This window comes from Pseudotamlana agarivorans, assembly GCF_001642835.1.
GTDB lineage: Bacteria > Bacteroidota > Bacteroidia > Flavobacteriales > Flavobacteriaceae > Pseudotamlana > Pseudotamlana agarivorans.
This window is the reverse complement of sequence record NZ_LXEI01000009.1, coordinates 108,601-134,867: the sequence shown is the minus strand read 5'-3', so window position 1 is coordinate 134,867 and position 26,267 is coordinate 108,601. Positions and strand designations below refer to the sequence as shown.

Sequence of the window (26,267 nt, the reverse complement as noted above, 5' to 3'; positions counted from 1 at the left end):
TCGACATGAAAACGAAAAAAAATATTATTCTATTCAGTATTGCGATACTAGTAATTACAGGGGGCGCCTATAGCTTTATAGGTAAGGAGACTACTAATTTAATAACCGCAAACACTATAGTGGTTAAAAAAGGGGATGTTACAACTATGGTTACCGCAACAGGAACTATAGAGCCTATTACGCAAGTAGAAGTAGGTACCCAAGTTTCTGGTGTGGTGGAAAAAATATACGTGGATTATAACAGTGTAGTTAAAGAGGGGCAACTTATAGCCGAGTTGGATAAAACAAATTTAAAAGCTGAAACCACTCAAGCCCAAGCAGCATATGATAATGCTGTCACGCAACGCAATTATATGAAAACGATTTTTGAAAGACAAAATACCTTGTATTCAAAACAAGTCATTAGTAAATCGGATTATGATGATGCAGTTTATAACTATGAAACTGCTAAAAGTACCGCTATTCAACGTTTATCCGATCTTCAAAAATCTAAAACAAACTTAGAGTACGCGAATATTTATTCGCCAATTGATGGTGTGGTATTATCACGTGATATAGATGAGGGGCAGACCGTAGCTGCGAGTTTAAGTACACCTACTTTATTTACCATTGCTAAAGATTTAAAAGAAATGCAAGTGGAAGCCGATGTTGATGAAGCTGATATTGGTGAAGTGAAAGAAGGTCAGCGTGTCACCTTTACGGTTGATGCTTATATAGGTGAAATTTTTGAAGGGGTTGTAACTCAAGTTCGTTTAGATCCAACCATAACCTCAAATGTGGTGACTTATACCGTGGTTATTAAAGCTGATAACCCAGATTTAAAACTTAAACCAGGATTAACGGCAACTATTTCAATCTATACATTAGAGTTGAATGATGTGTTAACAACGGAAGCGAAAGCCGTTAATTTTCATCCAGAACCACCTGTATTAGAAGCGTTTAATAAACAACTGGGATTAGATGTCCCTTCTCCAAAGGATGTTGATGGCCCTCGGTCTACAACGGATGAAAGCACGATTGTTTGGGTTGAAGGTCAAAATGGCTTGTTAAAACCAAAAGCAATAAAAATAGGCGCTAGTGATGGCGTGAATGTTCAGATATTAAGTGGCATTCAAGCTGGTGAAAAGCTTGTGTACAGTTTAAAATCGGATTCTGGGTCTAAAATGCCTGAACGACAAGGCTCTGGAGATAGCCCATTTATGCCTAAACCACCAGGAAAAAAATAACATAAAGTAAACGATCATGAAAAAAGACATCATAAAAATTGAGGATTTAAAGCGTGAGTTTACAATGGGAACAGAAACGGTTCATGCGTTAAAAGGTATTTCGTTTGCTATAAAAGAGGGGGAGTTTGTGACTATAATGGGTTCCAGTGGATCGGGAAAAAGCACTATGCTTAATATTTTAGGATGCTTAGATCAACCCACATCTGGCGATTATGAAATAGACCGTGTTAAAGTAAAAGCACTTTCTAAAAATGAATTGGCCACAATTCGAAACGAAAAAATCGGATTTATTTTTCAATCCTATAATTTATTGGCTCGAACATCGGCAATAGAAAACGTAGAATTACCCTTATTATACAATAGCAAGGTTTCTAATACCGAACGTCGTGAACGCGCCGTAAAAGCTCTAGAAATGGTTGGATTAGGAGAAAGGTTACATCATACGCCATCTCAACTTTCAGGAGGGCAACAACAACGTGTGGCTATTGCAAGAGCGTTAGTAAATAATCCAGTTATGATTTTGGCCGATGAAGCTACTGGAAATTTGGATACAAGAACTTCTTACGAAATTATGTCCCTATTTCAAGAGTTAAATAAAACGCAAGGTATAACCATAACTTTTGTAACCCACGAACCTGATATCGCCATGTTTAGCAGTAGAACTATTGTTTTAAAAGATGGTCATATTATTAAAGATGAAAATAATGATACCATTTTATCGGCGGCAGCAGAATTAGCCAAATTACCTAAAGAAGACCATTAATTATGAGACTATTAAATCTATTTAAAATTGCTTATAAAGCCATTATTCTTAATAAAGTAAGAACTCTATTAACTATGTTGGGTATTATTATTGGCGTAGCTTCGGTAATTGCCATGCTTGCCATTGGTGAAGGTTCTAAAGAAAGTATTAGAGCCACTATTTCCAGCATGGGGTCTAATATGGTTACCATTCGCCCTGGCGCCGATGATAGAGGTCCTGCTAGAGGAAGCGGAGGAAATGTTCAAACTTTAACTCTAGAAGATTATGAGGTTATAAAAGAAAGTAGTGAATTGTTAAGCTATATCACACCTGTAGTAAATAGTGGTGGGCAGGCTATTAATGGTTCTAATAACTGGCCAAGTACGATCTATGGTGTGTATCCAGATTTTATAAACATTAAAGTGGTTGGTTTACAAAGCGGAAGTATGTTTACCGATGCCGAAGTAAAATCGGCTGCAAAAGTGGCTTTAATTGGTCAAACCGTTGTTGATAATATATTTCTTAACGGTGATAATCCAGTGGGTCAAATGATTCGTTTTAATAATATTCCCTTTAAAGTTATTGGTGTTTTAGAGGAAAAAGGCGAAAATACCTTTGGTCAAGATCAAGATGACATCGTTGTTGCTCCATTTACTACCGTACAAAAACGTATTCTGGCTATCGATTACTTAAATCAAATTATGGCTTCAGCAATAAGTGAAGATGATGCTCCCGAAGCTGTAACGCAATTAACCGAAATATTAAGAACACAGCATAAATTATTAGACAACGAAGATGATGATTTTACTGTACGTTCTATGGAAGAATTAATTTCTACTTTTAGTTCAACCAGTGATATGTTAACGGTTCTGTTAGTGGCTGTTGCAGGTATTTCATTATTGATTGGAGGTATTGGTATTATGAACATCATGTACGTGTCTGTAAAAGAGAGAACAAAGGAAATTGGCCTACGAATGGCTGTTGGGGGTAAAGGGTCGGATATATTGATGCAATTTCTTATTGAAGCTATTTTAATAAGTGTAACAGGAGGGGTTTTAGGTGTTGCCCTGGGCTTAGGTGCTACGGTTTTTATTGAAAGCTTTTTGCATTGGCCTACCAGTGTGGCTTTATATTCTATAGTAATATCCTTTGCTGTTTGTGCGATTACAGGGATTTTCTTTGGCTGGTATCCAGCAAGAAAAGCCTCAGCCTTAGATCCAATAACTGCTTTACGTTACGAATAACATTCATGACATGGTAAATTCATAAAACCAGGTTGTTCAGCATTATATAAAAAGTCAAAAACAGTTAGGAAAAAGTATGATTCAAAATTTATAACTAAATCTTATAACAATGAAAAAAAATATCAACGTCGGCCTATTAATTTTAAGAATTACCATTGGTGGCTTAATGCTATTTCACGGTTTAGCCAAGCTAAGTCATCTAGATGGTATAAAACAAATGCTCACTGGTTTTGGTTTACCTGAATTTATGGCCTATGGCGTGTATATCACAGAATTGATCGCGCCATTACTAATAATTATGGGGTTTAGAACACGTTTAGCGGCTTTAGTATTTGCTTTCGGGATGCTATTTGCCTTATTTTTGGCGCATTCAGAACATTTACTGGCCTTATCAAAAACAGGAGGTTTAGCTATTGAAATGATTTTATTGTATGCTTTTGGTGCTTTAGTTTTGTATTTTACAGGCGCAGGAAGTTATGCTGTTTCAAAGACGAATATCTGGGATTAGCGCGTGCTTTAGTGAATTAAAACAAAATCCAATGCATAAGAATAAATACATTATTATCTTTTCTCACGTACTAGTTTGGCTAGCCTTGTTTAGCATGCCTTACTTTTTATCGTACGGACAGGAACAGGATTTAAACCGCATAATCGCTCACTTTTGGGTTCCATTAGTGTTTTATGCCATTTTATTTTATTTGAATTATGTGGTACTCATTGATACATTTTTATTCCATAAAAAAACGGTTCAATTTATAATTATAAACATGGTCCTTATTGCTTTGTTTTTAGTGCTGAAGGAACAAATTGAAGCCCACTTTTTTGAAGGTCTAATTAAAAGAGATCTTCGAAAGGCTGATAATAAACCCCCTTTCGAAATGTTTATTTATATGCAAATGCTGTCGTATGTGGCACCTTTGTTATTTTCTATTGCTTTAAAAACAACAAAAAGATGGCAAACTACCGAAGCCGAGCGTAGAGAAGCTGCTAATGTAAAATTACATTCCGAATTGCAACATTTACGCTATCAGTTACAACCGCATTTCTTTTTTAATTCGTTAAACAACATTTATTCTTTGGTCGATATTTCTCCAGAAGAAGCAAAATCTACCATCCATAGTTTAAGTAAATTGATGCGGTATTTATTGTACGAAACAAATATTGAAGAGGTGCCTTTATCTAAAGAAATCGATTTTATGAAAAAGTATTTAGAGCTTATGAAGCTACGTATTTCCGATAAAACTCAGGTAGTTTCCAAGTTTCCTTCAGAAATTTCAACATTAAAAGTTGCGCCTTTATTATTTATTTCTTTAATAGAAAATGCCTTTAAACATGGAGTGTCAGCCCATAAAAAAAGTGACATTGACATTGTAATGACTACGGAAGGAAAAAAAGTGTTCTTTCATATTGGTAATGCCAATTTCCCAAAACAATCCGACGATAAAAGTGGTTCTGGTATAGGCTTGCAAAACTTAAAAAAGAGGCTAGATTTACTATACCCTAACAAGCATGTTTTTAAAACAAATATCGTTGATGGCCGATTTTTAGTAGATTTACAAATAGAAACTTAAATCTTATGACGTCTATAAAACTGAGTTGTGTTATTGTTGATGACGAACCAATGGCTTTAAATTTGGTAGAAAGTTATGTTGAAAAAACACCTTTTCTAGAACTTAAAAAAAAGTGTAGTAGCGCGATTGAAGCTTTAGATTTCTTAAATACCGAAACTGTAGATTTGTTGTTTTTAGATATTCAAATGCCTGATTTAACAGGTTTAGAATTTTCTAAAATGTTACCAAAAAACACACGTGTTATCTTTACAACGGCTTTTGACCAATATGCTATAGAAGGTTTTAAAGTAGATGCTTTAGATTACCTATTAAAGCCTTTTGATTATGCCGAATTTCTAATTGCAGCGAACAAAGCCAGAAGATGGTATGAGTTATTAAAAGGCCATACAAGTAAGACTTCAACTGTATTACCTGAAGAAAAGGAATTTCTATTTGTTAAATCGGAATACAAACAATTACGTATAAAATTATCCGATGTCTTGTATTTTGAAGGGTTAAAAGATTACATCAAAATTTGGCTAAGAGGCAATCCCAAAGCTATTTTATCTTTAATGAGTTTGAAATCTCTAGAAGAAGAACTGCCAAAGTCAGATTTTATGCGGGTGCATCGCTCTTTTATAGTGTCTTTAAAAAACATTGAAGTTGTAGAACGTAGTCAGATTTTAATAAATAACCAGCGTATCACTGTTTCCGAACAATATAAATCTAAATTCCTAGAATTCATTAATCAGAATTCACTGTAGTACGACTTTATTTTTTTCAATATTTTACGTCTTTAGAATACCCGAATTCATAGATAGATTTGAAGGGTTGATCTATTCTTTTTCTTAAGTTAAAAGAATCACTATACTTTTATCTTCTCAAATTCTAAAAAAACATAATTATGAGAAAAGTTGGCATTTTGTTGCTTCTAAGTTTATACTCGTTTACTGTTACAGCCTATTCAAAAGATATTGGGATAACTTCCGATTCTATAGTTGGTTCTCATGAAGCAGTGCGATATAAAGTTTCACAAAATCAAGGAAATATCATGGTGCAAATTAGTACTCAAGATAATAAAACCATGATGACTATGCTTAGGCATGGTGTTACCGTATTTTTTGATTTAAAAGGCAAAGAAAAAGAAAATGTTGCGGTAACATACCCTGTAGCTCCGGTTAGGATGCCGATGAAACCTGAAGGCGATCGACAGGATGAACCACAATCGGAAGCGGAAATCAGCAAGGTTAAGGCTGAGTTACATAGTATTGTGACAGAAGATTTTCCTGAAGAAGCTGAATTCCAATTTTACGATTCCAAACAGCCGTTTAATGTGCTTATAAACAGCATGGGTATTTCTGCTACATATACTTATAATGAAAAAGAAAATCTACTAATCTACAACCTTACAATTCCTAAGGATAAGATTAAAGAAAAGGCTAAAAACGATCTTTCTAAATTACTAATTGGCGTACAAACAGTGAAACCAGATCGATCTAAAAAAGCTGAAGGGAGCACCAATATAGATGGTTCTATGGGGCCTCGTGGTGGCGGAAGAGGTAATCGTCCAGAAGGTGGTTCTGGAGGTAGACGTGGCGGTGGTGGCCGTCCTCAAGGCGATCAGCAAGATCGTGGAGAAAACCGATCGAAAGCACCCGCTGGTATTGACTTTTGGTTTGAAGCTCACATGTAAATACAAAAGGTTGCCCGAAATTGGGCAACCTTACTTTTGAAATTTGAGTATCTAAACCTTTTTAAGCCTATTAGGCATATTAATAAGCCATTTTTACAATTTTTTCAACCTTCTCTGGAGATAAATCTTGATGCTCACCCAATCCTAACCAACCACGGTCGGTAAAACGTTTTGAAATTTCTTCGGCAGTACCTTCATAACCTTTAGTATAATCAGATAATTTGGTGTCAATCTCTAAACTTTGGAAAAAAGCTTCTGTTTTTTCAATAGCAGCATAAGCTTTATCATCGGTATTTCCTTCTGTCACATTCCATACACGCTCTGCGTATTGCGCTAACTTTTCTTTTTTCGCTTCAAAATTGAATTTATAATGACTAGGGAAAATGATCGCTAATGTTCTTGCGTGATCAATTCCATATAAAGCGGTAAGTTCGTGCCCCATAGCGTGAACAGCCCAATCGGTAGGCACACCTTTTTGAATTAAACCGTTTAAGGCCATCGTACAACTCCACATAAAGTTTGCTGCCGATGTATATTCTGTAGGATCTTTAATTACTTTAGGAGCGACTTCAATTAAAGTTTGTAAAATGCTTTCCGCAAATCTGTCTTGTAATAAGGCGCCAATAGGGTAGGTCATATATTGTTCTAAAACATGAGAAAATGCATCGGTAATTCCGTTAGCTAACTGACGTTTTGGAATAGAAGCAATCACTTGAGGGTCTAAAACTGAGAACTCAGGAAATAAACCAGGACCACCCATAGCAAGTTTTTCTTTAGTTTCCTCTCTGGTAACCACAGCACCAGAATTCATCTCGGAACCTGTTGCAGGTAGGGTTAAAACTGTTCCGAAAGGCATGCCTTTTTCTGTTCTTATTTTATCAGTTAGAATATCCCAAGGGGTATCGCCATCAAATAATGCTGCAGACGATAAAAATTTGGTGCCATCAATCACAGAACCACCACCAACAGCTAATAAATAAGTGATGTTTTCATCTTTAATCACTTTTAAAGCTTGCATTAAAACAGCATATTCCGGATTGGCAGGAATTCCACCAAATTCAACCACATCAAATGATGATAAGGCCGCTTTTACTTGATCGTATATACCGTTCTTTTTAATACTTCCACCACCATAAAGCATTAAAACTTTGGCGTCATTAGGAATTTCATTTTCTATATTTTTTATAGTGTCTTTTCCAAAAATAATTTTGGTCGGGTTTTTAAATTCAAAAGTGTTCATTTGCTTAATTTTTATGGTTATGTGTGTTGTAAATAAGTTTTAAAAATGAGCTTGTCAGGTTGAGCTTGTCGAAACCTTCATTGATTATCACATAGTTAAAATATTTCAACAGGCTCAATATGACAACTTTTTTACATTATATTTTTAGATTTTAACAATCATTTTTCCTTTATTTTTTCCTTCAAATAAATCGATGAAAGCCTTTGGAATATTATCAAAACCTTCAACAATCGTTTCGGTATATGTTAATTTACCTTCTTTCAACCAAGTGGCTAACTGTTGTATCGCTTCTGGAAACTTTTCAGCATAATTAGATACAATAAATCCTTGCATTAAAGCACTGTTTTTAACCAAAAATGGCTGTACGCTTAAACCTGTTGGTAATTCCGTTTTATTGTAAACCGAAATAGCTCCACAGATAATAATTCTAGCAAAACGGTTGATGTTAAAAAGTACCGCATCCGATATTGGCCCACCAACATTGTCAAAATAAATATCAACACCATTTGGAGCTAGTTCTTTGAGCTCAGCATTTATATCTTCACTGGTGTTATAATTGATACCAGCATCAAAGCCAAATTCATTTTTTAACATGTCAATTTTTTCATCGGTACCAGCAATTCCTATAACATGGAGGCCTAGAATTTTAGCAATTTGTCCAACCACACTTCCAACAGCGCCTGCAGCACCAGAAATGACAATAGTTTCTCCGGCTTTAGGTTTTCCTATCTCTTGTAAACCTAAAAAAGCGGTGAGTCCGGTCATTCCTAAAACACCTAAGTAAGCGCTTAAGGGCGCTTTAGAGGGATCTACCTTATTTAAGTCTACACCTTTTGATATTTGTTGTGTCGACCAGTCTAACATGCCAGAAACATAATCGCCTTCAAAGAATTTCTTGTTTTTAGAAGCTACCACTTTGGCAATGACACCAGATTGTATGGGTTTATTTAATTGGAATGGTGGCACATAGGATTTGGCATCACTCATACGTCCTCTTAAATAAGGGTCTACTGAAACGTAAGTCGTTTCTAAAAGCATTTCACCTTCAGAAATTTGAAGTGTGTTGTCTTCAGTAACAAATTCAAAATTTGAAACCGTAGGTTCCCCTTCGGGTCTGTTATTTAATAAAATGGTCTTTTTCATAGCTATTTTTTTATTCAATTACAGTTACTAATTCTTTCATAGGTTTTCTCACCTTTACAAGGTTTACTAACCAGTCTTTATCTTCTTGTCTGTAGCCTAAAGGAAGCATGACTGCACTGCGTAAACCTTTTTCTTTTAAACCTAAAATCTCATCAACGGCAGTAGGATCAAAACCTTCTAGAGGTGTGGCATCTACGCCTTCAAAAGCAGCAGCAATTACGGCTTGAGAAAAAGCGATGTATGCTTGTTTTGCAGCGTGATTAAAATTTTCTTCGGCCTCTTTTTGCGGATAAGAATTTAATAACATCTGACGGTAGTTTTCCCAACCTTCATTTTTAAATCCGCGAATATCGTTTGTTAAATCAAACATGTGGTTAATGCGATCGGCAGTATAGGTATCCCAAGCAGCAAAAACGAGTAGGTGAGAGCAGTCGGTAATCACCGATTGATTCCAAGCTACAGGTTTAATCTGTTCTTTGATATCTTGATTTTTTATGACTATAATTTCAAAAGGTTGCAAACCGCTTGAGGTAGGAGCAAGGCGTGCAGCTTCTAAAATACGTTCTATTTTTTCTTCTGCAACCGTTTCACCGTTCATGGCTTTAGCAGCATATCTCCAATTTAATTTATCTAATAATTCCATATTCAATTTTTTATTTATGATTTTTTGCAATGCTTTTTATGTCGTTTGAAGTAACAATCACTTCGTTATAATTTGTAGTATTCGATAGGTCTATCATAGCTTGAGCGATATCTTCGGGTTCGGTAATTTTATATTGTTTCAGTTTACCAATAAATAAAGGCTGAATCACTTTAAAGATGGCCAAGCCTATATTTTCAAGTGTGCGTTGCTCATCACGATCACCACCAATTAATGAAGGTCTAAAAATAAAGGTGTTCTTAATGTTTTGTTTCTGAACATCACGCTCCATCTCACCTTTGGTTTTATTGTAAAACACTTTACTGTTTGGGTTAGCGCCTAATGCAGAAACCACGGAAAACGTTTCGATATTATTATCCTGAGCTAACTTTGCAGCAGCCACCGGAATACCATAATCTATTTTCTTGTATAGCGTTTTATCTGGCGTTTTTTTAGAGGTTGTTCCAATACAGCAATATACTTCGTTAGCCCTAAAATCACTTTTAAACTGTTCGAACTCTAAAAGATCACCTATAAACTGAGAGACCTTGTTTGGTAGATTTTCGATTTTTGATCGCGAAAATAATTTGATATGTTCATATCTAGAATCTGCAATCAATTTCTCAAGTAAAATAGAACCTGTTAAACCTGTTGCTCCTAAAATTATGGCTGTTTTTTTCATATTACTTACAAACTTTTATACTGCTCCAAGCCGCTTGATACGCTTCTTCTAGTAGGGTTTCATCTAAGATAAACGAACCTCGTTTTTGGTTAATCATTAAAAAGGATAGTGGATTTATAGTATATGCGTATAACAGATAGTCGGAAATAGGTTTTATAACCCCTTCTTTTTTACCACGTGCCCATAAATCTAAAAGCGGTTGTAAATGTTTTATACCTTCTTGTCGGCAGGATTCATCAATAATCGGGGTATTATCACATTGTGCTAAAAACATGGCATTTTCACACTCTTTAAGTTTGAAGTCAGCAATGCGTTTCCAAATGATTTCAAAACTTTTTTGGACACAAACGTCTTCATTATAATTAGCAAAGGCATATTTGGTGTATTCTGCTTTTACTTCGATATAGGTTTTGTTAACCAAATCCTGTTTATTTTCAAAATACAAATAAATGGTAGCAGGGGACACATTAGCCATTTTGGCTATCTTACTCATTGGAGCTGCGTGAAATCCATCATTATTAACCAAGTCTATGGTTGCTTTAATTAAGGCATTACGCTTGTCTATACTTTTTTGAAGTTTCGCCATCTTACTAAATTTGAATACAAAGATAATAAAAAATGAATGTTCATTCTTTTTTTAACAAAAGTTTGGGTTATAAGCAAGAAGCTATAAGCTTTATGCTATATGCAATTGCTTAAGTGCAATATATTAGGAAATAATAAATAAGCAATAATCAATTATTATATAGGAGTAATTATGTGATTTAGAACTTAACTTTACAAGTACACACTAAACTTAAAATCTATTAGGATTTTCAGATGGAAGCGAGAAAGTGGAATGAATAATGGCCATTTTATAGCGTATATTTTTCTGACAAACCTTGCTCGGAGTTATTAATCTACTGAATTCTTAATTAGGTTTTAAGAACTATAATATTTTTTTAAATTTTAATTCTTTGTTAGCATCTACAAGTAAAACTAACTCATTAACATTTCCTTTTTCATCCCTAACAAATTGTATGGTTTTTGGAATATTTCCTGCTATATATTGATCTTTTAGTATAAATTTATCTCCTTTTATCGGAATAAGTTCTTGGTTTCTGCCATTAGGTAATTCAACAAAAATGCCTTGGACTGTATTTTTGATGGTTACTGGTGGCCTCTTTGCTAATTGATATCGACCTAAATATTCCTTCTTTTGAATTTCGGTTAATGTAATAGCAGCATTATTGTTTGTAGTAACGTATTGTTTGTCCCATTCAGGATTAAATATATCAGCTGCTTTATATCTTATTTTCTGGCGTATATCTGAACTATTAATTCTTTCGTATAATTCACAGGTAACAAACGCTAAAACAGTATCGATATTTGGGTACACAACAATGCCATTTCCCCAAGATCCAGCAGCAAAAAAAGCATTTTTGAATCGATAATCTTCTGTATTTTGTACCAACCACCAAGAATATCCATAACCTATATCTAATTGGGATCCCTTGAAATAGTCAACATGATCATTTACTTCCTTATAGTTGGTTCTTTCTTTTAACATTTCATCAACCCAATATTTTGAGATTAATTGTTTACCATTCCAGTTCCCTCGGTTTAACATAAGGTAACCAATTCGGGCAAAATCTCTAGTAGATAGCCACATATGATACATGGGGGAATTAGATGATGGGTTTGCTACCTTGTGTTGAGCACCTCGATTCCAGTCTTGAAAATTTATAGGGATTGCTAATTGAGATTCAACTTCATCATAAATATTTTTTTTTGTTTTTAGTTCAAAAATAGTCCCGTAGGTGTCAAAATCCCAATTGTTGTATAACCAATACGACCCAGGTTCGTGACTTCCTCTTTGAGGTAAATTAGCATTTGGTACGGTTATATTTGTGTTCTTGAAAACTGCTGATCTTGCTGAAAGTAAATCTTGAACCGTGGCTTTTTTTTCAATAGGTAGAATTCCTCCTATATCATCAATTTTTAGGTCTCCAATAGTTTCATTTAATTTAATGGTACCATCTTCGACATATTTACCAAAAAGCATTGAAAGAATACTTTTCCTACAGGAAGCCACCCGACTTAACTGTTCAAGGTTGCCGTATTGATATACGATCTCTCCTTTTTGGATTATCATTAAGCCTGTAACTTTGGTACTGTCTACAATAAAATCATTAAAATGTTTCATTTTAATTGGATCCCAACCTATATCCGATGTGTTTGGATTTACTGTCCATTCTTTATTAGGAAAAGTTTGTGAATAACCATAAAAACTTAATAAAATGGCGAGGAGGGTAAAAATCGTTTTCATTTTTTGTTGTTATTTAATGCTAAATATCTGATTAACATCAAATTTACAATAATTTTAAATACAAAAATTTTAGTCCTTAACTCTAGAAATTAATAGGTTTTTATTGTGTGAGAATGTGCTATAACATTGGAATTAGTCAATTTATTTGCCAATAATAAATAATCAATTATTAACTAGGAGTACAGTATAAAAAATACTCCAAGCATAATTCCAGCAAGAGGCAGCAATTTTTTACGTTTATTTTGCTCTTTGAAGATAACGCCGCCAACTAATACAGCGATTAAAATCTGGCTCCTTTTAATGGCAGAAAGCAGCATAATTAACGCTTCTGGATCTTGCAGTGCTTTAAAATAAAAGTAATCTGCGGCTTGCAATAAAATACCTACTGCTGGAATAGACCATCTAAACTTAAAGGCTTTACGTTTTTCGGCATAAGGGAACCAAGTGATGCTTAAAATGACAAGCAGAATCAATATCACATAAAAACAAAACCAAAAAATTAGGGTTAGTGGTGCAATGTTTAAATATTGAATTAAAAACTTGTCGTATAAACCACTAGAAGCTCCTAAAAACGTGGCAGCTATGATGGCTAGAATCCATTTGTCTTTTTTAAAGTTGATGCCTTCTTTTTTTCCTATTTTAGAATATAACATCACTGAAAAAATGATTAGAAAAAAACCTACCCATTGTAAAGTGTTAGGGCGTTCTTGATAAATTAGTATTGCGCCTATAAAAGTGAAAAATGGACCTGCCGATCGAATAGGCGTCACAATGGTGATGGGCAAGTGCTTTAAAGCCTGATAAGCTAAAATCCAAGACGTTGCCATTATGGCTGATTTAATAAAAATAAATCCGTGTAAATCCCAGGCCATCGAATGAATATAAATGGCGTTGGATTTAGCATATTCTGGAAAATAAACCGAAGCAATATAAAAGGGTAGTAGAAAGGTGAAACCAGAGCCTACGGTACCTAAAAGCACCGGAAACACTTCGTTTCCGCGTACAGCATGCTTTTTACATAAATTATGTAATCCTAAAAATAATGCGGCCAAAAGCCCTAAATACATCCACATGGCCGCGAAGATATATTAAAGCTCATTTTTAGAAAATATTTTTTCAACTAAATTTAAATGATGTGACTGTAAAAGGTTTTTAATGTATTTTTAAATGCGCGATAAAGTCTGTTTTTAAGTTGAATCTCGCATAAACCAACTAAACCACCACCTAATTATGTCGACTATTGAGGCAAACACCACGATTAATATGAAATTAATAATCGCCGGGTTATTAATATTTTTTAGCATCATTTTCTTTGTAGATCTGCAACCTGGTATGCCTGAAGTCACTTATACAGCGGCTATTGCCTTTTTAATGGCTTTTTGGTGGGTTACCGAAGCTTTACCTATAGGCGTAACCTCGTTGTTGCCTATAATTTTATTTCCCGTTTTAGGTGTTCTGGACGGTAAATCTATTTCTGGAGCGTATATCAATTATGTTATTTTTCTTTTTATAGGTGGTTTTGTTATGGCTTTGGCTATGGAAAAGTGGAATTTACACAAACGCATCGCCTTAAAAATATTAGCGCTAGTAGGCGGGAGCCCGTTTAGAATTCTGTTAGGGTTTATGTTAGCTTCATCATTTTTATCGATGTGGATGTCCAATACAGCAACGGCTATGATGATGCTTCCTATTGCGTTTTCGGTGACTGCTGCTTTGGAAGAAGTTTACGGCGAAGGAAAAATAAGTTCTTTCGCCGCTGGTTTATTATTAGCCATTGCTCATGCTTGTTCTATAGGGGGTATTGCAACTTTGGTAGGAACACCTCCAAATTTATCATTTCTACGAATTTTTGAAATTATTTATCCGAATTCACCCGAAATATCCTTTGGTCAATGGGTTGTTTTTGCCTTTCCGATAAGCGTCATGATTTTTGCTGTATCCTTAGGTTTAATTTATTTAACATACCGTCCGAAAGGACATATTGAAAAACTTGATAAATCATTTTTTAGAGATAAATACCGTGAATTAGGCGCTGTAAGTCTGGAAGAAAAGCGTGTTTTTATACTTTTTATAATTTTAGCATTATTATGGGTGTTTCGATCGGATTTAAATTTTGGAATTGTAAGTATTCCTGGGTGGAGTGGTTTTTTCAAAAATCCTAAATATTTAAATGATGGTACGGTAGCTATTTTTGTGGCCATGCTTTTGTTTATTGTACCAGCGTCTAAAAAAAACAAAGCCTTAGTCGATTGGAAAATCATGGGGAAACTCCCTTGGCACATTGTGTTTTTATTTGGTGGCGGTTTTGCTCTTGCTAAAGGTTTCATAGATTCAGGTTTGTCTAGTTATGTTGGAGGATTATTGGCAGGTACTAAAGATATGTCGCCACTAATGCTAGTGGGTACTTTAACAACTATGATGTCAACGTTAACCGAGTTTACCTCTAATACAGCAACTACAGAAATGATGCTTCCTATAGTGTCTGGATTGGCATCAGAAATTCAAGTTAACCCGTTATTAATCATGATTCCGGTGACTTTAGCTGCGTCTATGGCCTTTATGCTACCCATTGCCACACCGCCAAATGCCATTGTTTTTGGTACGGGAAAATTAAAAATGGTTCAGATGATAAAAACTGGACTCATTATCGATATTGTGGCAACCATCATCATCGTGCTCATGACGCTTTTTTGGGGAACTATAATTTTTGAAATAGACCCGACTGTGTTTCCGGAATGGGCGGCTTCTTCCGCGAAAGCGATAAAATAATGAGAGAAAAAATTGAGTCTATTATAAGAGTTGATCATATAATAATTTGTCAAGATGAGCTTGTCGAAACCGATGTATACCGTCGTTCCAGCTTAAAATATTTCGACAGGCTCAATATGACAATTATAGACTTTTTATACAGCCTTATAGTACGGCTGCCATGAATATTTATTACGGATTAGTAGACCACAAAGCAGCACTTTTAAGCATGGCACGCTTTGGTAATTTTAAACCTGCAACAATAAGTTGAGCAAAATCTTCGGGTTGTAAAACGCTATCTTCCGAGTCTTTAGTAGCAATACCTAGGTCGACAGACATGTCTGATGCAATGGTGCTTGGCGTTAATGTACACACTCGAATATTGTTTTTACGGACTTCCTTCATTAAGGATTCCGACATACCAATAACTGCAAATTTCGAAGCAGAATACGCCGAAGTACTTGCGTTTCCATTTAACCCAGCTGTTGATGACACATTTATGATCTCACCATCGTTTTGATGGATTAAGTTTGGTAAAACTTCTTTGGTGACATAATACATACCCATAACATTAGTTTGAATGATTTGAGTCCATTGGTCGACAGGCATATCATTTAATGTTCCAAAAGCTGCAATACCTGCGTTGTTTACTAAAATATCAACGCCTCCTAATGTTTCAATAAGTTCTTTAATGGCTACTTTTACGTCTTCATAATTACCAACGTCGAAGGCGGCATAAGTAGCCCTAACGCCTAGCGCTTCAATTTCGGCAACGGTTTCTTTTAGAAGTTTTTCATTTCTACCTGTAATAGCGACATCAATGCCTTCGTGTGCAAAAGCAAGTGCTGTGGCTTTTCCTAATCCTCGGCTGCCACCTGTAATTATGGCTTTTTTATTTTTTAAAGTTGTCATTTTAAAATATTTATGTATTGATATTGAGTTGTTTATAATGATAAGTTAAATCATTTGTCAAAACCTGTAAGTTACAAAACTGTAGGTACAGAGGTGAGGGCGTATATGTTGTTTTTAAGTTAAAACTGAAGAGCGTCATAAATTTAATGTAGTATTCTGTTTATGAATTTGATAAGACATTCCAAATTGATGAATTGACAAATTGTGTAGTTAGTTTCCTGTTAATTTTTGATATATTCGCTCTTTTGAATCCAAAATTTTACAAACTAACAAACTAACCCATTGCTGCATGATTAGAACTTATACCTGGGTTTTATTATTCATTTTACTTATTACAGGTGGCTATTTGGTTAAAGCTTTTTTTGAGGAAAATGACGCGCTAAAACGTATTGAATTTGAATTGCAGCAAACTAAACTAAGTTTAAATGCGGCTTTAAATTCAAATAAACAAGCTAAAAAGGAGATCGAGCATTTAAACCTACAGCTTACCAACTATCAAGCGGAATTAGAGCGCTTTCAGCATAAAATAGACATCACAAATTTGCTTCAAGAACGCGTCAAAGTAGCAACTTTTAAAAGACGCCAAACTATCGATTCTTTATTAAAAATAAAACGTGAACGCCTGTCTGTGCTTATAGCCAACGATAGCGTGTTCGATTAATACCAGTTATTCAATTAAATACTCTTTAATGAAAACCAGCTTCTTCATTTTATGCCTTTTGATTTATATAAACACCAACATGTTTGGTCAGAGCCCAAAGCGAAAGTTTTCTGAAACCATAACGATAGATTCCACTTATGTTTTAAAACTTGAAAAACCATTCATTTTAAAGCCTCAAGAGGTATTAAAAAACAACACCAATAGTAAGTTATATGTGTTTAATGCCCCGAGTTTTAAATATTTTCAGGAATTACGTCAATTTTTAAAAATGGAAAATGAAACGGAGCTTGATACCGTCATAAACAGCTATCATCAACTTATTTTAGAAAGTCAGGATTTATATGATAAGCTTGCCAAAGACTGTAGTACTCAACAAAATTTATATAAGCAAAGCCTTAGCGAGTTTCAGGAAAGTGTAAATCATTTAGAAACTTCGGTAAATCGCACAGAACAAGCCTTATTGGAATCCAACACGTCGTTAGAAGCAGCATCTTCAGAATTAAAATCCTATCGTAAAAAACGATTTTGGAGAAACATGGGCGCTGTTGGAGCAGGAACCGTAATTGGTGTGCTTATAGGTGTTCTAGTGGCTAATTGAAAACGGATAAGTAAAATTCTTAAACTGATTTTTCTTCTGAAAACACTTACAAACCTTTATATTTATAACCCTATTAAAAGAGATGTTCCCACATTTTAAAAACTAAAAGACACCATGGCAGAAGATTTTAAACCATTTGAAAACATCGGACTCTGTTTTAGCGGAGGCGGATATCGAGCCACTTTTTATGCCTTGGGTATTTTATCTTATTTAAATCATCAGAATTATAAAAACTTACCGCTATTAAAACGAACCAAAGCCTTAAGCACAGTTAGTGGTGGTACTTTAACCGGAGTGGCTTATGCTAAAGCTGTACAGGATCCTGACTTCGATTTTAAGGTGTTTTTTAATAGGTTTTATGAGACGTTCACTCCCGAAAATGATACTTTACTAGAAAAAGCCATTTCAAAACTGGAAAATGATGCCGTTTGGAAGGCCAATCCTTCTAAAAAACGTTCTTTAATTAATGCTTTTGCTTTAACCTACGCCGAATTGCCTTTATTTCAAGGGGAATTCAGCCTTTTTAAAAAGGAGCATATTAAACAACTGGAGCAGGTTTGTTTTAATGCTACCGATTTTTCATTCGGACTTACCTATCGCTTTCAAAACAGGGGATATTTTGGAAACAATCCTTTGTATAAAACCAATCAAAAGGAAATAAATGCGCTGCGTTACCAAATCGCTTTAGGCGATGTTATAGCGTCATCATCATGTTTTCCAGTGGGATTTGAACCTTTAGTTTTTCCCGATGATTACTTTAAAGATCATAACGATACAAACTATAAAAATTTAAAAGCCTTAGATGCTTTTGCTAAAGGTGTAGGCATTATGGATGGTGGTATTGCCGATAACCAGGGGATTGGCAGTATGATGCTTATTAACGAGCGTATGAAAAACGGCTTAGATTTAATTATTGTTAATGATGTGGGAAGCTTTAAAATGCAGCCCTGGGAACCTGATGCGTCTAAAATTGAAAAAACATCAACACTCCAACAAGCGATAAACAAAATTTTAAAGTATTTCACCATCAAGCCTTTGTATGTTATTATGCTCATCATTGGCGTTTTGGTTTTAACTTTGAATAATATGCAGGTTTTTGGTTCGCAATCTTATTCCAGTCTGTATATTCTAGGAGGTGTTTTTCTAGGGGCTGGTGGTTTATTAACGGTTTTAGGACTCTTGGCTTCCGTGTTAAAATCGGCTGTGCTGTCTAAATTGAAAACCATTTTCAAAAAAAATGTTCCAGAACCGTTGTTAGATGATGTTTTAACGTTTCAAAAATTGGATATTGGATTAATTCAGAGAATGCTTTCAGAACGATTTAGCTCGGCAATGACCATGATAAACGATGTGTTTTTAAAGCAAATGCGACGTTTAAACTACGATTTATTTTATTCAAAAGACATTTTAAAAAATAAACGTATCACCACAACGGTGTATAAATTAAGTGGTAAAAAAACAGCTTACAATCAAGCTACTAGTCTGAGTAAAGACATTAAACCGCCAAGTAAAGCTTTAAAAAAGGTATGTTTAACGGCTTCGGAAACACCAACAACCTTATGGTGGGATAAAACAGATATTGCTAGTAACCGTATGGAAACGCTATTGGCTTGCGGACAATTTACCATCTGTTACGAACTCATGGATTATATTTTGGAACTGAAATCTAAAAACGAAAATTTATTTAATGATTTCCCTGAAATTGAACCACTTTACAACGCTTTGGAGTCCGATTGGAACCTATTTAACAACGACCCCTTGTGGTTAGTGAACACCCTAAAAGTTTAAGAATATCACAGAAAATCTTATTTTTAAACTTTAAAACCAACCCAACCCGATGAACAAACCAATTGGCGATTTACATTGTCACCCGTCATTTAAACCAAGCAATAATCCGGACATAAGCGATATATGGACCTACAAAAAAAACATTCATCCTAAAGATTTATTTAAGGGGGTATTGGGTGTTAGTCCGCGACGCTGGATGGTGAATCTTTTTGTTAAAGATTTAGCTACTTATACCCAATCAAATTTAGACAGTTGTTACGAAGGCGATAACCGACTTCTGTTTCTTTCCATTTATCCCATAGAAAGGCAGTTTTTAAGACCCGACAGACCTTTTGCTACATCTACTTTAATACAGCGTTTTATTTTGGCCCAAGTATTTGGTATAGAATTAAAAAGACATATTGATAGTAGAATCATTCAAATTCTAACGGGGTTTTCTTCTACGAAAGTGGTCGATTATTTAAAAAGTGTTTATGATTCTGAGTACGTCGATTACTTCAAAACCGATTTTTCGTTAGAGTATGAGTATATCAATCAGAGTCATTTAAGCTGTTCGCCGAATGCTGAGGATAATGTTGCTACATTTCAATTAGTATCTAATTATGAAGAGTATGTAGCACTTCGAAATCAGAATATTATAGCAGGAATCCTTACTGTTGAAGGAGCTCATGCTTTGGGAGAATACAACTCTAAGGATTTGGTGGGAAATAAAATGATTGATGACTTATCAGAAGAAAATAAAGCGAAGCTTAAGGCCAGTTTCATTAGGAATATTTCAGCATTAAAAGATAAAGAAAAGTTCGAATTTACACCGTTTTTCATCACGTTTGCGCATCACTTTAATAATTTACTTACGGGACATGCTAAAAGTTTTGGTGAAGCAAAAAACAAGAGTGTGCCTGGGTTTTCCAATGTTTTTAATCAGAAAAATGGCTTAGACGTGGGTATTAGTGAATTTGGAAAGCAACTCATCAAATCACATTTACTTAGCCGACATAACGGACAGCGTATTCTTATAGACACCAAGCACATGTCGTTGCAAGCACGAAATGATTATGCAGCTATTGTGAAAGCCCTAAGAGATGAGGGCGATGCTGTGCCCATCGTTATTAGTCATACAGCAATAAACGGCATTTCAACACGAGAAAAAGCAGCAGAACGTCTGGATACCAATCAACTAGATAAAAACTCCTATGTAAGCCGATGGGACATTAATATTACCGATGAAGACATTCGTGAAGTGTTTGATTCCAATGGTATTATTGGCGTTTGTATGCATGATGGTAGAATGCCTGGCGGAAAGTTTAAAGACCTACTTAAATCCTATAAAAAACGCTGGCCACAAAAAGAGTTTATAAGTAAACTGCATACGCAGATGTTTTTAACCAATGTGTTTCACATTGTAAAGATTAATTTAGATCACATTCGAACATTAAATGCCCAGATACCGATTGAGGAAAATAAAATTCCAGAAGTTCAGGCTTGGAAAAGCATTTGTTTAGGCTCAGACAATGATGGCATCGTAGATCCTTTCGATAATTTTAATACAGCCAGTACGCTTAAAGATTTTAAAACACGGGTAAAAAATGCCATAGATATGAATTTTGATCCCTGTTGGAAGCGCTTTAAAATTTTAGCTATTGAAGAGGAAACTTACCGTTTTTTCAATGAAAATGAAATTGCGGAGTTAAAATTAGGACTGACATCAGAAGATATTGTAGATCGTATTTTCTCTGATAATGTTGAAACATTCTTAAGCACCTATTTTATAAGATCCTACTTAGAAGGCACCGAAAATTAAGCGTAATTTGAAAAAGTAAGCCGTGTTTTGTAATGAAACGACATTTCTACGACTAGCTTAAGGGTTATGATGCGATAATTAAAACAGTTAAAAATCTTTTGATTTTTGTTCATATTAACGCATAAAAACGCTTTAATTGCTTTATAAAATTAGTGCTATGAAAAAGAAACTAAAAATTGATATGGTATCCGATGTGGTTTGTCCATGGTGTACCATTGGGTTTAAACGATTGGAAAAAGCCATTGCCGAACTTGGTATTGAAGACCAAGTAGAGGTGGAGTGGCAGCCTTTCGAGCTTAATCCTCACATGCCTAAAGAAGGCCAAAATGTTACCGAACATATTACCGAAAAATATGGATCGACTTTAGAACAACAAAAAGCCTCCCAACAACAAATGACTGAAATAGGTGAGGAGCTTGGTTTTAAATTCGATTATTTTGAAAATATGCGTATGGTTAATACGTTCGAAGCGCATATATTATTGGATTATGCTAAAAAATATAACAAGCAAACCGATTTAAAAATGCGTTTAACTACGGCGTTTTTTAGCGAACGAAAAGATGTTTCCGACCGTGAAGTTTTAAAGCAAGCTTTGATTGATGTAGGTTTAAACGCTGAAGAAGGCATGGCATTATTAGACAATGATGAAGTGCGTTATAATATTAAAAGTCAGGAAGCTTTTTGGCAGAATGCCGGCGTTCAATCGGTTCCAACGGTGGTTTTTAACAGAAAAAGTGCGGTTACTGGAGCTCAGCCGGTTGATGTGTTTAAGGAGGTTTTAAGCGAGATGCTTGAAAACGTATAGCAAGGTGTTCGAGCGAAGTCGAGAACAATTTAGCTTCAATAAATTAAAACTTCTCGACTTCGCTCGAAGACCTTATTATGTGAGCACTCCAATTAATTTGTAGGCTCTGTGAAACTCAGTGTATTCTCTGAGCAACTTCTGTGTAAAAACCGTCATGCAGAACAAAGTGAAGCGTATTACAATTACTAATAAAGCTCTGATACTTTGTAGCTATGAAACTCTGCAACTTTCTATAAACAGATTCTTCAGTCGTACATCCTTCTGAATAATACACCCTTTTGGTCTTTAAGAAAAGTGGAAGTGGATGTCATTTTGAACGCATTGAAGCAACTAATTAATTCTGACTATCTTCCAATCCCCATTTATCCAAACTTCTTAAAATATGCTCAAGAGATTTCCCTCGAATGGTTAATTCGTATTCCACTTTAGGAGGAACAACAGGGTAAACTTTTCTAAAAATAAGGCCATCTTTTTCTAAATCTCTTACTGTTTGGGTAAACATTTTATTAGAAATCCCCGGAATTTTCTTTTGTAATACTCCTGAACGCAAACCGCCCTCTAATAAATGAAATAGAATTAAAGGTTTCCATTTTGTTCCTATTAAATTCATAGTGTAATTCAACGGACAACTATTTTCTTTATTCAAAATTTAAACTTATATTGTTGATATTCTTTAATTTACTCGTTTTGGTAACTATATTACTTTTTGGTATGTTATTGCCAATAAGACAAATATAGACTAATTTTGCTTTAAAAATATAACATATGACAAGTAGTAACAATTATCCAAAATCATTTTCTCATATCGGAATAACCGTTCCAAATATAAAAGAGGCCGTTAAATTCTATTCGGAAGTTATGGGCTGGTACATCATTATGGAACCTTCAACAGTAAAAAAGGAAAAAGAAACTGCCATTGGTCAAATGTGCATTGACGTTTTCGGAGACGATTGGACAACATTTGAAATTGCTCATTTAGCAACTTCCGATGGTATTGGAATAGAATTATTTTCTTTTCCGAATGGCATTAAAGAAGCACCAGAATTTAATCCTTTCAATACAGGGTTATTTCATTTTTGCGTTCAAGACCCTAATATTGAAGAACTTATTGATAAAATTTTGTCTTATGGAGGAAAACAAAGAATGCCCATTAGGTCATACTATCCAAATGACAAGCCATTCAAAATGTGTTATGTTGAAGACCCATTTGGAATTGTTTTTGAAATCTACACCCATAGTTATGAACTAACATATTCTTCGGGTGCTTATTCAAAATAAAACGATTTTTCATTCGTGCCTTCTAATGAATGATATACTTCTTTTTGAAAGTTAACGTTTAATGGAGGTAGTTGTCGTACAGAACGCAGTGAAGCATCTATCAATAATAACAAAAAACTCAAAATCATGAAATCCCTCATAAACTTTATAGCATTACAATTACCCATAGGAACACCAAATCCAGACGACAATCAGCCTCTGGATTTGTCTGACCCATTTGAGGTCATTGTATTTATCATTTTACCTATAATTATTGCAATTCTTTATCTTCTTTGGAGAAAACAAAAGCAGAAAGATAAAAAATAAGCGTTTATTTTTCGTTACCCGGATCGGTGTCCAACTCAATATTTTCTATAGGCTCTTTTTTAGGTTTCTTATCTTCTTTCTTCTGATCCTGATGCCTATCATTGGTTAAAGGCCTAGCCGTTCTTCCGCCAGGAATATCTAAATTGTCCTTGGCGCTTTCGGGTTCATTTTCACTTTTTTTAAGAATCTTATTGTTTTGTACATCTAAATCTACCTGTTTGGATTTATCTTTTTTGTCCTGTTCCTTTTTCATGAGTTTTTTATTTTAAACGTTATTATTACCGTCTTATATCAAAAATAACTTGAATAAAAATAGACGGTTAGCTTGATTAAAATAAAGTTTGATGCTTTCAGTAAAGAAAAGAAACTTGTAAAACTATAGGAGTAAACTTGTGTTTATAAGGTGTTGAATAAATTTAAAATTTCTACACGATGCGCTTTGCTAACAGGTATTTTTTTGTCGCTAATAAACAGTATGTTACCTTCAAAACCGCTAACGGCCGAAATATTGACTAAATAACTTCTATGTACTCTAAAAAACATGTTTTCAGGTAGTTGTTCTTCGAAATTTTTTAAGCCTGTAGAGTATAAAAATTGGTTAGATTCTGTATGGATAATGGTATAATTACTATCCGCTTCTAAAAATTGAATGTCTTTCATGGCAACCCTTTCGTAGTGATTGTTCTTTTTAAGAAACAGATCGTTTTTAATGCTTATGGGTAGGTTATCCTTTTCGGGAAGGGTAGTGGCATCAGCTAATTTTTCTTCCTTTTTATTTTGATTTTTTTGCTGCTTAGAAAAATTAGACAAGGCCAATTCAATGGCGATACTTATTTGTCTGTCGTTAAAAGGTTTCAGCAAATAGGCATCCGGTTCAACCTGCTTAGCACGATCAATCACTTTAGCATCGGTGAGTGAACTCAGAAAAATTAAAGGAATGTTATATTTTTCATTAATTAAATGCGCTAATTCAATACCATCTTTATCGCCTTTAATCATGATATCCATAAGAATAAGATGAATATCGGTTGTTTTCTCTAATAAGGCTAAAGTACTTTCGGCAGAATCTGTAACCCCTACAATTTCATAAGACATATCTAGAAGTCGCCATGAAATGTCCTGAGCTAAGAGTTTTTCATCTTCAACAATAAGGATCCTAATATTAGAGCTTAACGGATTCATAAAAAGTTAAATTACTAAATTTATTTTCCACAAGGTACCATGATCGCTTTCAACGGTAACATTTCCGTCTAGCTGATCAATTAATGAGTTAATTAATTGCAGTCCTAGTGAGTTCTTTTTGTTGCGTTGTGAAGGCCCAAATCCTTTACCATTATCTTTTACTTCAATGTGTAAGCCTTTTTCATTAGCATGTGCCAAGATGTCAAGCTTAGGGTCGGGATTGTCTTTAAAAGCATGTTTAATGGCATTGGTAACAATTTCATTAATAATTAAAGCAATAGGTATGGCTTTATCAACTTCAACAGTAATATGTTCAATATTAAAGTTTGTTTTTAACTCTGTACCGTAGCCATAAATCAGGTTTAAAACAAGCTCTTCAACATAATCTTTTAATTCAATTTTTGTTTCTAAACCATCTTGATATAACTTACTATGCACGAGAGATAGCGCTTCAACTCTGTTTTTTCCCGAAACAATAATTTCTTTATCCGAATCTTCACTTAGCGATCTGCTTTGCAAATTTAGTAAGCTTGCTACCATTTGCAAATTGTTTTTAACACGATGATTCAATTCTTTAAGTAGAAAAGCTTTGTCTTTTTCTCTTTTAGATAAATCAACATTAACAATACGCAGGCGTTTAGATAAGATGAACAACCAATAACTTAAAAGAATAAATATTAAAATGCCAATGGAAAGCCCAATAACAATGTTTTTTCTATTAGCACTAATCACATTAATACGTTCTATTTCAAGCTCTCTTTTATTAATAATGTATCCAGCCTTAAGTTGTTCTACTTTCTTTATGTTTTCTTTATTTACAAGGCTATCATGATAAACTTGATATATTTTCTGAAATTTTAAAGCCGCTTTATAATCCTGTTTTTCCTGATTAAATGAAACTAGCGTGTTACTAATATCTTGTATTTGTTCTTTTAAACCTGCCTTTTCGGCTATATTAAAAGCATTAATAAGGTGTTTTTCGGCCAATTCTTTGTTGCCTTCCTTGTTATAGATTTCACCCAGTTCTGCAAGACAAATAGAAACGAAATAATCATCTTCTAACACTTTTAGGATTTCAATACCTTTTTCTAAGGCTACTTTGGCTTTATCAAACTCATTTTTATCTGAATATACCATGCCTAAATTTCCAGAAGTATACCCTAAAACTGGCTCGTTATCTAGGTCTTGATTCAGCTCTAAGACTTCCAATAAAGTGCTTTCGGCAAGATCGAGGGAACCGCTAATTCTGTAAGTTTCACCAAGATTAATTAAGGTAAGGGAATATCTTAATTGGTCGTTAAGACGTTTATAAATAGATGCAGCTTTTTTTAAATAGGTAATAGAGGAATTAAACTCATGTAAAACACTATAAACCGTCGCAATTTGTGTTTGTACTGCAGCTTGATTTTCAGTTAAATGAAGCGCTTCATATATGGTTAAGGCATTAAAGGCAGCCGATAAGGCATTGCTATAATTACCCAACCCTTGTTCAAGCATGCCAATACTTTCTAAGGCTTCTGCCTGTAACTTTTTGGAGTTAATTTCTTTAGAAATCTTTAAAGATTCTTCAGCATAAAAAAGCGCGCTATCTAATTTAGGGTGGGAATAAGCAATTGACTCTAATAATGCAGCGCGCTCTTTTTTTGTGAGCTGTTTTGTTTTTAATAGATGAAGTAAACTATCCGATTTTTGTCTATCCTGACTGTAGCATATCATATGC

Annotated in this window: 27 protein-coding genes; 15 read left to right on the top strand and 12 right to left on the bottom strand. The window is 34.5% G+C overall.

Annotated elements, in window-relative coordinates; all coding sequences use genetic code 11:
• The first annotated feature begins 5 nt into the window (after positions 1–5).
• From A6I66_RS11160 to A6I66_RS11130, 7 genes are all read left to right on the top strand, one after another.
• Positions 6–1,226 (top strand): efflux RND transporter periplasmic adaptor subunit, encoded by a 1,221-nt coding sequence (locus A6I66_RS11160; RefSeq protein ID WP_067149276.1) that lies wholly within the window; start codon positions 6–8, stop codon positions 1,224–1,226.
• A 16-nt stretch (positions 1,227–1,242) separates the two neighbouring features.
• Positions 1,243–1,989, top strand: a complete 747-nt coding sequence (locus A6I66_RS11155; RefSeq protein ID WP_067149273.1) for an ABC transporter ATP-binding protein — start codon at positions 1,243–1,245, stop codon at positions 1,987–1,989.
• A 2-nt stretch (positions 1,990–1,991) separates the two neighbouring features.
• On the top strand, positions 1,992–3,212 hold the full coding sequence (locus A6I66_RS11150; RefSeq protein ID WP_067149271.1) for an ABC transporter permease: 1,221 nt from the start codon (positions 1,992–1,994) through the stop codon (positions 3,210–3,212).
• Between the two features lie 109 nt (positions 3,213–3,321).
• On the top strand, positions 3,322–3,720 hold the full coding sequence (locus A6I66_RS11145; RefSeq protein WP_067149269.1) for a DoxX family protein: 399 nt from the start codon (positions 3,322–3,324) through the stop codon (positions 3,718–3,720).
• A gap of 31 nt (positions 3,721–3,751) precedes the next feature.
• Positions 3,752–4,783, top strand: coding sequence for a sensor histidine kinase (locus A6I66_RS11140; RefSeq protein WP_067149268.1), 1,032 nt, complete (start codon positions 3,752–3,754; stop codon positions 4,781–4,783).
• Positions 4,784–4,788: 5 nt separating this feature from the next.
• Positions 4,789–5,526, top strand: a complete 738-nt coding sequence (locus tag A6I66_RS11135; protein WP_211267547.1) for a LytR/AlgR family response regulator transcription factor — start codon at positions 4,789–4,791, stop codon at positions 5,524–5,526.
• A 140-nt stretch (positions 5,527–5,666) separates the two neighbouring features.
• On the top strand, positions 5,667–6,455 hold the full coding sequence (locus tag A6I66_RS11130; RefSeq protein WP_067149266.1) for a hypothetical protein: 789 nt from the start codon (positions 5,667–5,669) through the stop codon (positions 6,453–6,455).
• Between the two features lie 79 nt (positions 6,456–6,534).
• On the opposite strand, the gene A6I66_RS11125 is transcribed toward A6I66_RS11130, so the two are convergent.
• From A6I66_RS11125 to A6I66_RS11095, 7 genes are all read right to left on the bottom strand, one after another.
• The gene (locus tag A6I66_RS11125; protein WP_067149265.1) at positions 6,535–7,695 is read right to left on the bottom strand and encodes an iron-containing alcohol dehydrogenase; all 1,161 of its coding nucleotides are present in this window, start codon (positions 7,693–7,695) and stop codon (positions 6,535–6,537) included.
• Positions 7,696–7,839: 144 nt separating this feature from the next.
• On the bottom strand, positions 7,840–8,838 hold the full coding sequence (locus A6I66_RS11120) for an NADP-dependent oxidoreductase (RefSeq protein WP_067149429.1): 999 nt from the start codon (positions 8,836–8,838) through the stop codon (positions 7,840–7,842).
• A gap of 10 nt (positions 8,839–8,848) precedes the next feature.
• Entirely contained in the window at positions 8,849–9,481 is a 633-nt protein-coding gene (locus tag A6I66_RS11115) for an NAD(P)H-dependent oxidoreductase (RefSeq protein WP_067149427.1), read from the bottom strand.
• A 10-nt stretch (positions 9,482–9,491) separates the two neighbouring features.
• Positions 9,492–10,160: an NAD(P)H-binding protein gene (locus A6I66_RS11110; protein WP_067149262.1), complete on the bottom strand. Its 669-nt coding sequence runs from the start codon at positions 10,158–10,160 to the stop codon at positions 9,492–9,494.
• Between the two features lies 1 nt (position 10,161).
• Positions 10,162–10,746, bottom strand: coding sequence for a TetR/AcrR family transcriptional regulator (locus A6I66_RS11105; RefSeq protein WP_067149258.1), 585 nt, complete (start codon positions 10,744–10,746; stop codon positions 10,162–10,164).
• Between the two features lie 342 nt (positions 10,747–11,088).
• Positions 11,089–12,468: a serine hydrolase domain-containing protein gene (locus tag A6I66_RS11100; RefSeq protein WP_067149256.1), complete on the bottom strand. Its 1,380-nt coding sequence runs from the start codon at positions 12,466–12,468 to the stop codon at positions 11,089–11,091.
• 173 nt (positions 12,469–12,641) lie between these two features.
• On the bottom strand, positions 12,642–13,541 hold the full coding sequence (locus A6I66_RS11095) for an EamA family transporter (RefSeq protein WP_067149254.1): 900 nt from the start codon (positions 13,539–13,541) through the stop codon (positions 12,642–12,644).
• 157 nt (positions 13,542–13,698) lie between these two features.
• On the opposite strand from A6I66_RS11095, the gene A6I66_RS11090 reads away from it, so the two are divergent.
• Entirely contained in the window at positions 13,699–15,237 is a 1,539-nt protein-coding gene (locus tag A6I66_RS11090; protein WP_067149252.1) for an SLC13 family permease, read from the top strand.
• Between the two features lie 171 nt (positions 15,238–15,408).
• On the opposite strand, the gene A6I66_RS11085 is transcribed toward A6I66_RS11090, so the two are convergent.
• Positions 15,409–16,128 (bottom strand): 3-ketoacyl-ACP reductase, encoded by a 720-nt coding sequence (locus tag A6I66_RS11085; protein WP_067149250.1) that lies wholly within the window; start codon positions 16,126–16,128, stop codon positions 15,409–15,411.
• A gap of 289 nt (positions 16,129–16,417) precedes the next feature.
• Here A6I66_RS11085 and A6I66_RS11080 point away from each other — a divergent pair, with 289 nt between their 5' ends.
• The 5 genes from A6I66_RS11080 (at position 16,418) to A6I66_RS11060 (ending at position 21,781) form a co-directional block, all read left to right on the top strand.
• Entirely contained in the window at positions 16,418–16,789 is a 372-nt protein-coding gene (locus tag A6I66_RS11080; RefSeq protein ID WP_067149248.1) for a hypothetical protein, read from the top strand.
• Positions 16,790–16,868: 79 nt separating this feature from the next.
• The gene (locus tag A6I66_RS11075; RefSeq protein WP_067149246.1) at positions 16,869–17,387 is read left to right on the top strand and encodes a hypothetical protein; all 519 of its coding nucleotides are present in this window, start codon (positions 16,869–16,871) and stop codon (positions 17,385–17,387) included.
• A 114-nt stretch (positions 17,388–17,501) separates the two neighbouring features.
• Positions 17,502–19,175 (top strand): patatin-like phospholipase family protein, encoded by a 1,674-nt coding sequence (locus A6I66_RS11070; RefSeq protein ID WP_067149244.1) that lies wholly within the window; start codon positions 17,502–17,504, stop codon positions 19,173–19,175.
• A 49-nt stretch (positions 19,176–19,224) separates the two neighbouring features.
• Positions 19,225–20,976, top strand: a complete 1,752-nt coding sequence (locus tag A6I66_RS11065; RefSeq protein WP_067149242.1) for an amidohydrolase family protein — start codon at positions 19,225–19,227, stop codon at positions 20,974–20,976.
• 157 nt (positions 20,977–21,133) lie between these two features.
• Complete coding sequence (locus tag A6I66_RS11060; RefSeq protein WP_067149240.1) at positions 21,134–21,781, top strand: DsbA family oxidoreductase; 648 nt, start codon at positions 21,134–21,136, stop codon at positions 21,779–21,781.
• 334 nt (positions 21,782–22,115) lie between these two features.
• On the opposite strand, the gene A6I66_RS11055 is transcribed toward A6I66_RS11060, so the two are convergent.
• Complete coding sequence (locus tag A6I66_RS11055; protein WP_067149238.1) at positions 22,116–22,391, bottom strand: winged helix-turn-helix transcriptional regulator; 276 nt, start codon at positions 22,389–22,391, stop codon at positions 22,116–22,118.
• 155 nt (positions 22,392–22,546) lie between these two features.
• On the opposite strand from A6I66_RS11055, the gene A6I66_RS11050 reads away from it, so the two are divergent.
• Both A6I66_RS11050 and A6I66_RS11045 read left to right on the top strand, forming a co-directional pair.
• A complete protein-coding gene (locus A6I66_RS11050) occupies positions 22,547–23,059 on the top strand; it encodes a VOC family protein (protein ID WP_067149235.1) in 513 nt (170 codons plus the stop codon).
• A 126-nt stretch (positions 23,060–23,185) separates the two neighbouring features.
• Positions 23,186–23,365: an adenylosuccinate synthetase gene (locus A6I66_RS11045; protein WP_067149233.1), complete on the top strand. Its 180-nt coding sequence runs from the start codon at positions 23,186–23,188 to the stop codon at positions 23,363–23,365.
• A gap of 4 nt (positions 23,366–23,369) precedes the next feature.
• Here the strand turns inward: A6I66_RS11045 and A6I66_RS11040 are convergent, their stop codons facing one another.
• The 3 genes from A6I66_RS11040 to A6I66_RS11030 form a co-directional block, all read right to left on the bottom strand.
• Entirely contained in the window at positions 23,370–23,618 is a 249-nt protein-coding gene (locus A6I66_RS11040) for a hypothetical protein (protein WP_067149231.1), read from the bottom strand.
• A 143-nt stretch (positions 23,619–23,761) separates the two neighbouring features.
• The gene (locus A6I66_RS11035) at positions 23,762–24,547 is read right to left on the bottom strand and encodes a LytR/AlgR family response regulator transcription factor (RefSeq protein ID WP_067149229.1); all 786 of its coding nucleotides are present in this window, start codon (positions 24,545–24,547) and stop codon (positions 23,762–23,764) included.
• A gap of 6 nt (positions 24,548–24,553) precedes the next feature.
• The gene (locus A6I66_RS11030; RefSeq protein ID WP_067149228.1) at positions 24,554–26,263 is read right to left on the bottom strand and encodes a tetratricopeptide repeat-containing sensor histidine kinase; all 1,710 of its coding nucleotides are present in this window, start codon (positions 26,261–26,263) and stop codon (positions 24,554–24,556) included.
• Positions 26,264–26,267 lie beyond the last annotated feature (4 nt).

Bases quoted from the DNA above. Each gene is read 5' to 3' on its own strand.
- A6I66_RS11040 (WP_067149231.1), bottom strand. From the start codon at position 23,618: ATGAAAAAGGAACAGGACAAAAAAGATAAATCCAAACAGGTAGATTTA.
- A6I66_RS11150 (WP_067149271.1), top strand. From the start codon at position 1,992: ATGAGACTATTAAATCTATTTAAAATTGCTTATAAAGCCATTATTCTT.
- A6I66_RS11055 (WP_067149238.1), bottom strand. From the start codon at position 22,391: ATGAATTTAATAGGAACAAAATGGAAACCTTTAATTCTATTTCATTTA.
- A6I66_RS11035 (WP_067149229.1), bottom strand. From the start codon at position 24,547: ATGAATCCGTTAAGCTCTAATATTAGGATCCTTATTGTTGAAGATGAA.
- A6I66_RS11110 (WP_067149262.1), bottom strand. From the start codon at position 10,160: ATGAAAAAAACAGCCATAATTTTAGGAGCAACAGGTTTAACAGGTTCT.
- A6I66_RS11090 (WP_067149252.1), top strand. From the start codon at position 13,699: ATGTCGACTATTGAGGCAAACACCACGATTAATATGAAATTAATAATC.
- A6I66_RS11080 (WP_067149248.1), top strand. From the start codon at position 16,418: ATGATTAGAACTTATACCTGGGTTTTATTATTCATTTTACTTATTACA.
- A6I66_RS11030 (WP_067149228.1), bottom strand. From the start codon at position 26,263: ATGATATGCTACAGTCAGGATAGACAAAAATCGGATAGTTTACTTCAT.
- A6I66_RS11160 (WP_067149276.1), top strand. From the start codon at position 6: ATGAAAACGAAAAAAAATATTATTCTATTCAGTATTGCGATACTAGTA.
- A6I66_RS11100 (WP_067149256.1), bottom strand. From the start codon at position 12,468: ATGAAAACGATTTTTACCCTCCTCGCCATTTTATTAAGTTTTTATGGT.
- A6I66_RS11050 (WP_067149235.1), top strand. From the start codon at position 22,547: ATGACAAGTAGTAACAATTATCCAAAATCATTTTCTCATATCGGAATA.
- A6I66_RS11135 (WP_211267547.1), top strand. From the start codon at position 4,789: ATGACGTCTATAAAACTGAGTTGTGTTATTGTTGATGACGAACCAATG.
- A6I66_RS11070 (WP_067149244.1), top strand. From the start codon at position 17,502: ATGGCAGAAGATTTTAAACCATTTGAAAACATCGGACTCTGTTTTAGC.
- A6I66_RS11140 (WP_067149268.1), top strand. From the start codon at position 3,752: ATGCATAAGAATAAATACATTATTATCTTTTCTCACGTACTAGTTTGG.
- A6I66_RS11115 (WP_067149427.1), bottom strand. From the start codon at position 9,481: ATGGAATTATTAGATAAATTAAATTGGAGATATGCTGCTAAAGCCATG.
- A6I66_RS11045 (WP_067149233.1), top strand. From the start codon at position 23,186: ATGAAATCCCTCATAAACTTTATAGCATTACAATTACCCATAGGAACA.
- A6I66_RS11095 (WP_067149254.1), bottom strand. From the start codon at position 13,541: ATGTGGATGTATTTAGGGCTTTTGGCCGCATTATTTTTAGGATTACAT.
- A6I66_RS11155 (WP_067149273.1), top strand. From the start codon at position 1,243: ATGAAAAAAGACATCATAAAAATTGAGGATTTAAAGCGTGAGTTTACA.
- A6I66_RS11130 (WP_067149266.1), top strand. From the start codon at position 5,667: ATGAGAAAAGTTGGCATTTTGTTGCTTCTAAGTTTATACTCGTTTACT.
- A6I66_RS11065 (WP_067149242.1), top strand. From the start codon at position 19,225: ATGAACAAACCAATTGGCGATTTACATTGTCACCCGTCATTTAAACCA.
- A6I66_RS11145 (WP_067149269.1), top strand. From the start codon at position 3,322: ATGAAAAAAAATATCAACGTCGGCCTATTAATTTTAAGAATTACCATT.
- A6I66_RS11125 (WP_067149265.1), bottom strand. From the start codon at position 7,695: ATGAACACTTTTGAATTTAAAAACCCGACCAAAATTATTTTTGGAAAA.
- A6I66_RS11075 (WP_067149246.1), top strand. From the start codon at position 16,869: ATGTTTGGTCAGAGCCCAAAGCGAAAGTTTTCTGAAACCATAACGATA.
- A6I66_RS11085 (WP_067149250.1), bottom strand. From the start codon at position 16,128: ATGACAACTTTAAAAAATAAAAAAGCCATAATTACAGGTGGCAGCCGA.
- A6I66_RS11060 (WP_067149240.1), top strand. From the start codon at position 21,134: ATGAAAAAGAAACTAAAAATTGATATGGTATCCGATGTGGTTTGTCCA.
- A6I66_RS11105 (WP_067149258.1), bottom strand. From the start codon at position 10,746: ATGGCGAAACTTCAAAAAAGTATAGACAAGCGTAATGCCTTAATTAAA.
- A6I66_RS11120 (WP_067149429.1), bottom strand. From the start codon at position 8,838: ATGAAAAAGACCATTTTATTAAATAACAGACCCGAAGGGGAACCTACG.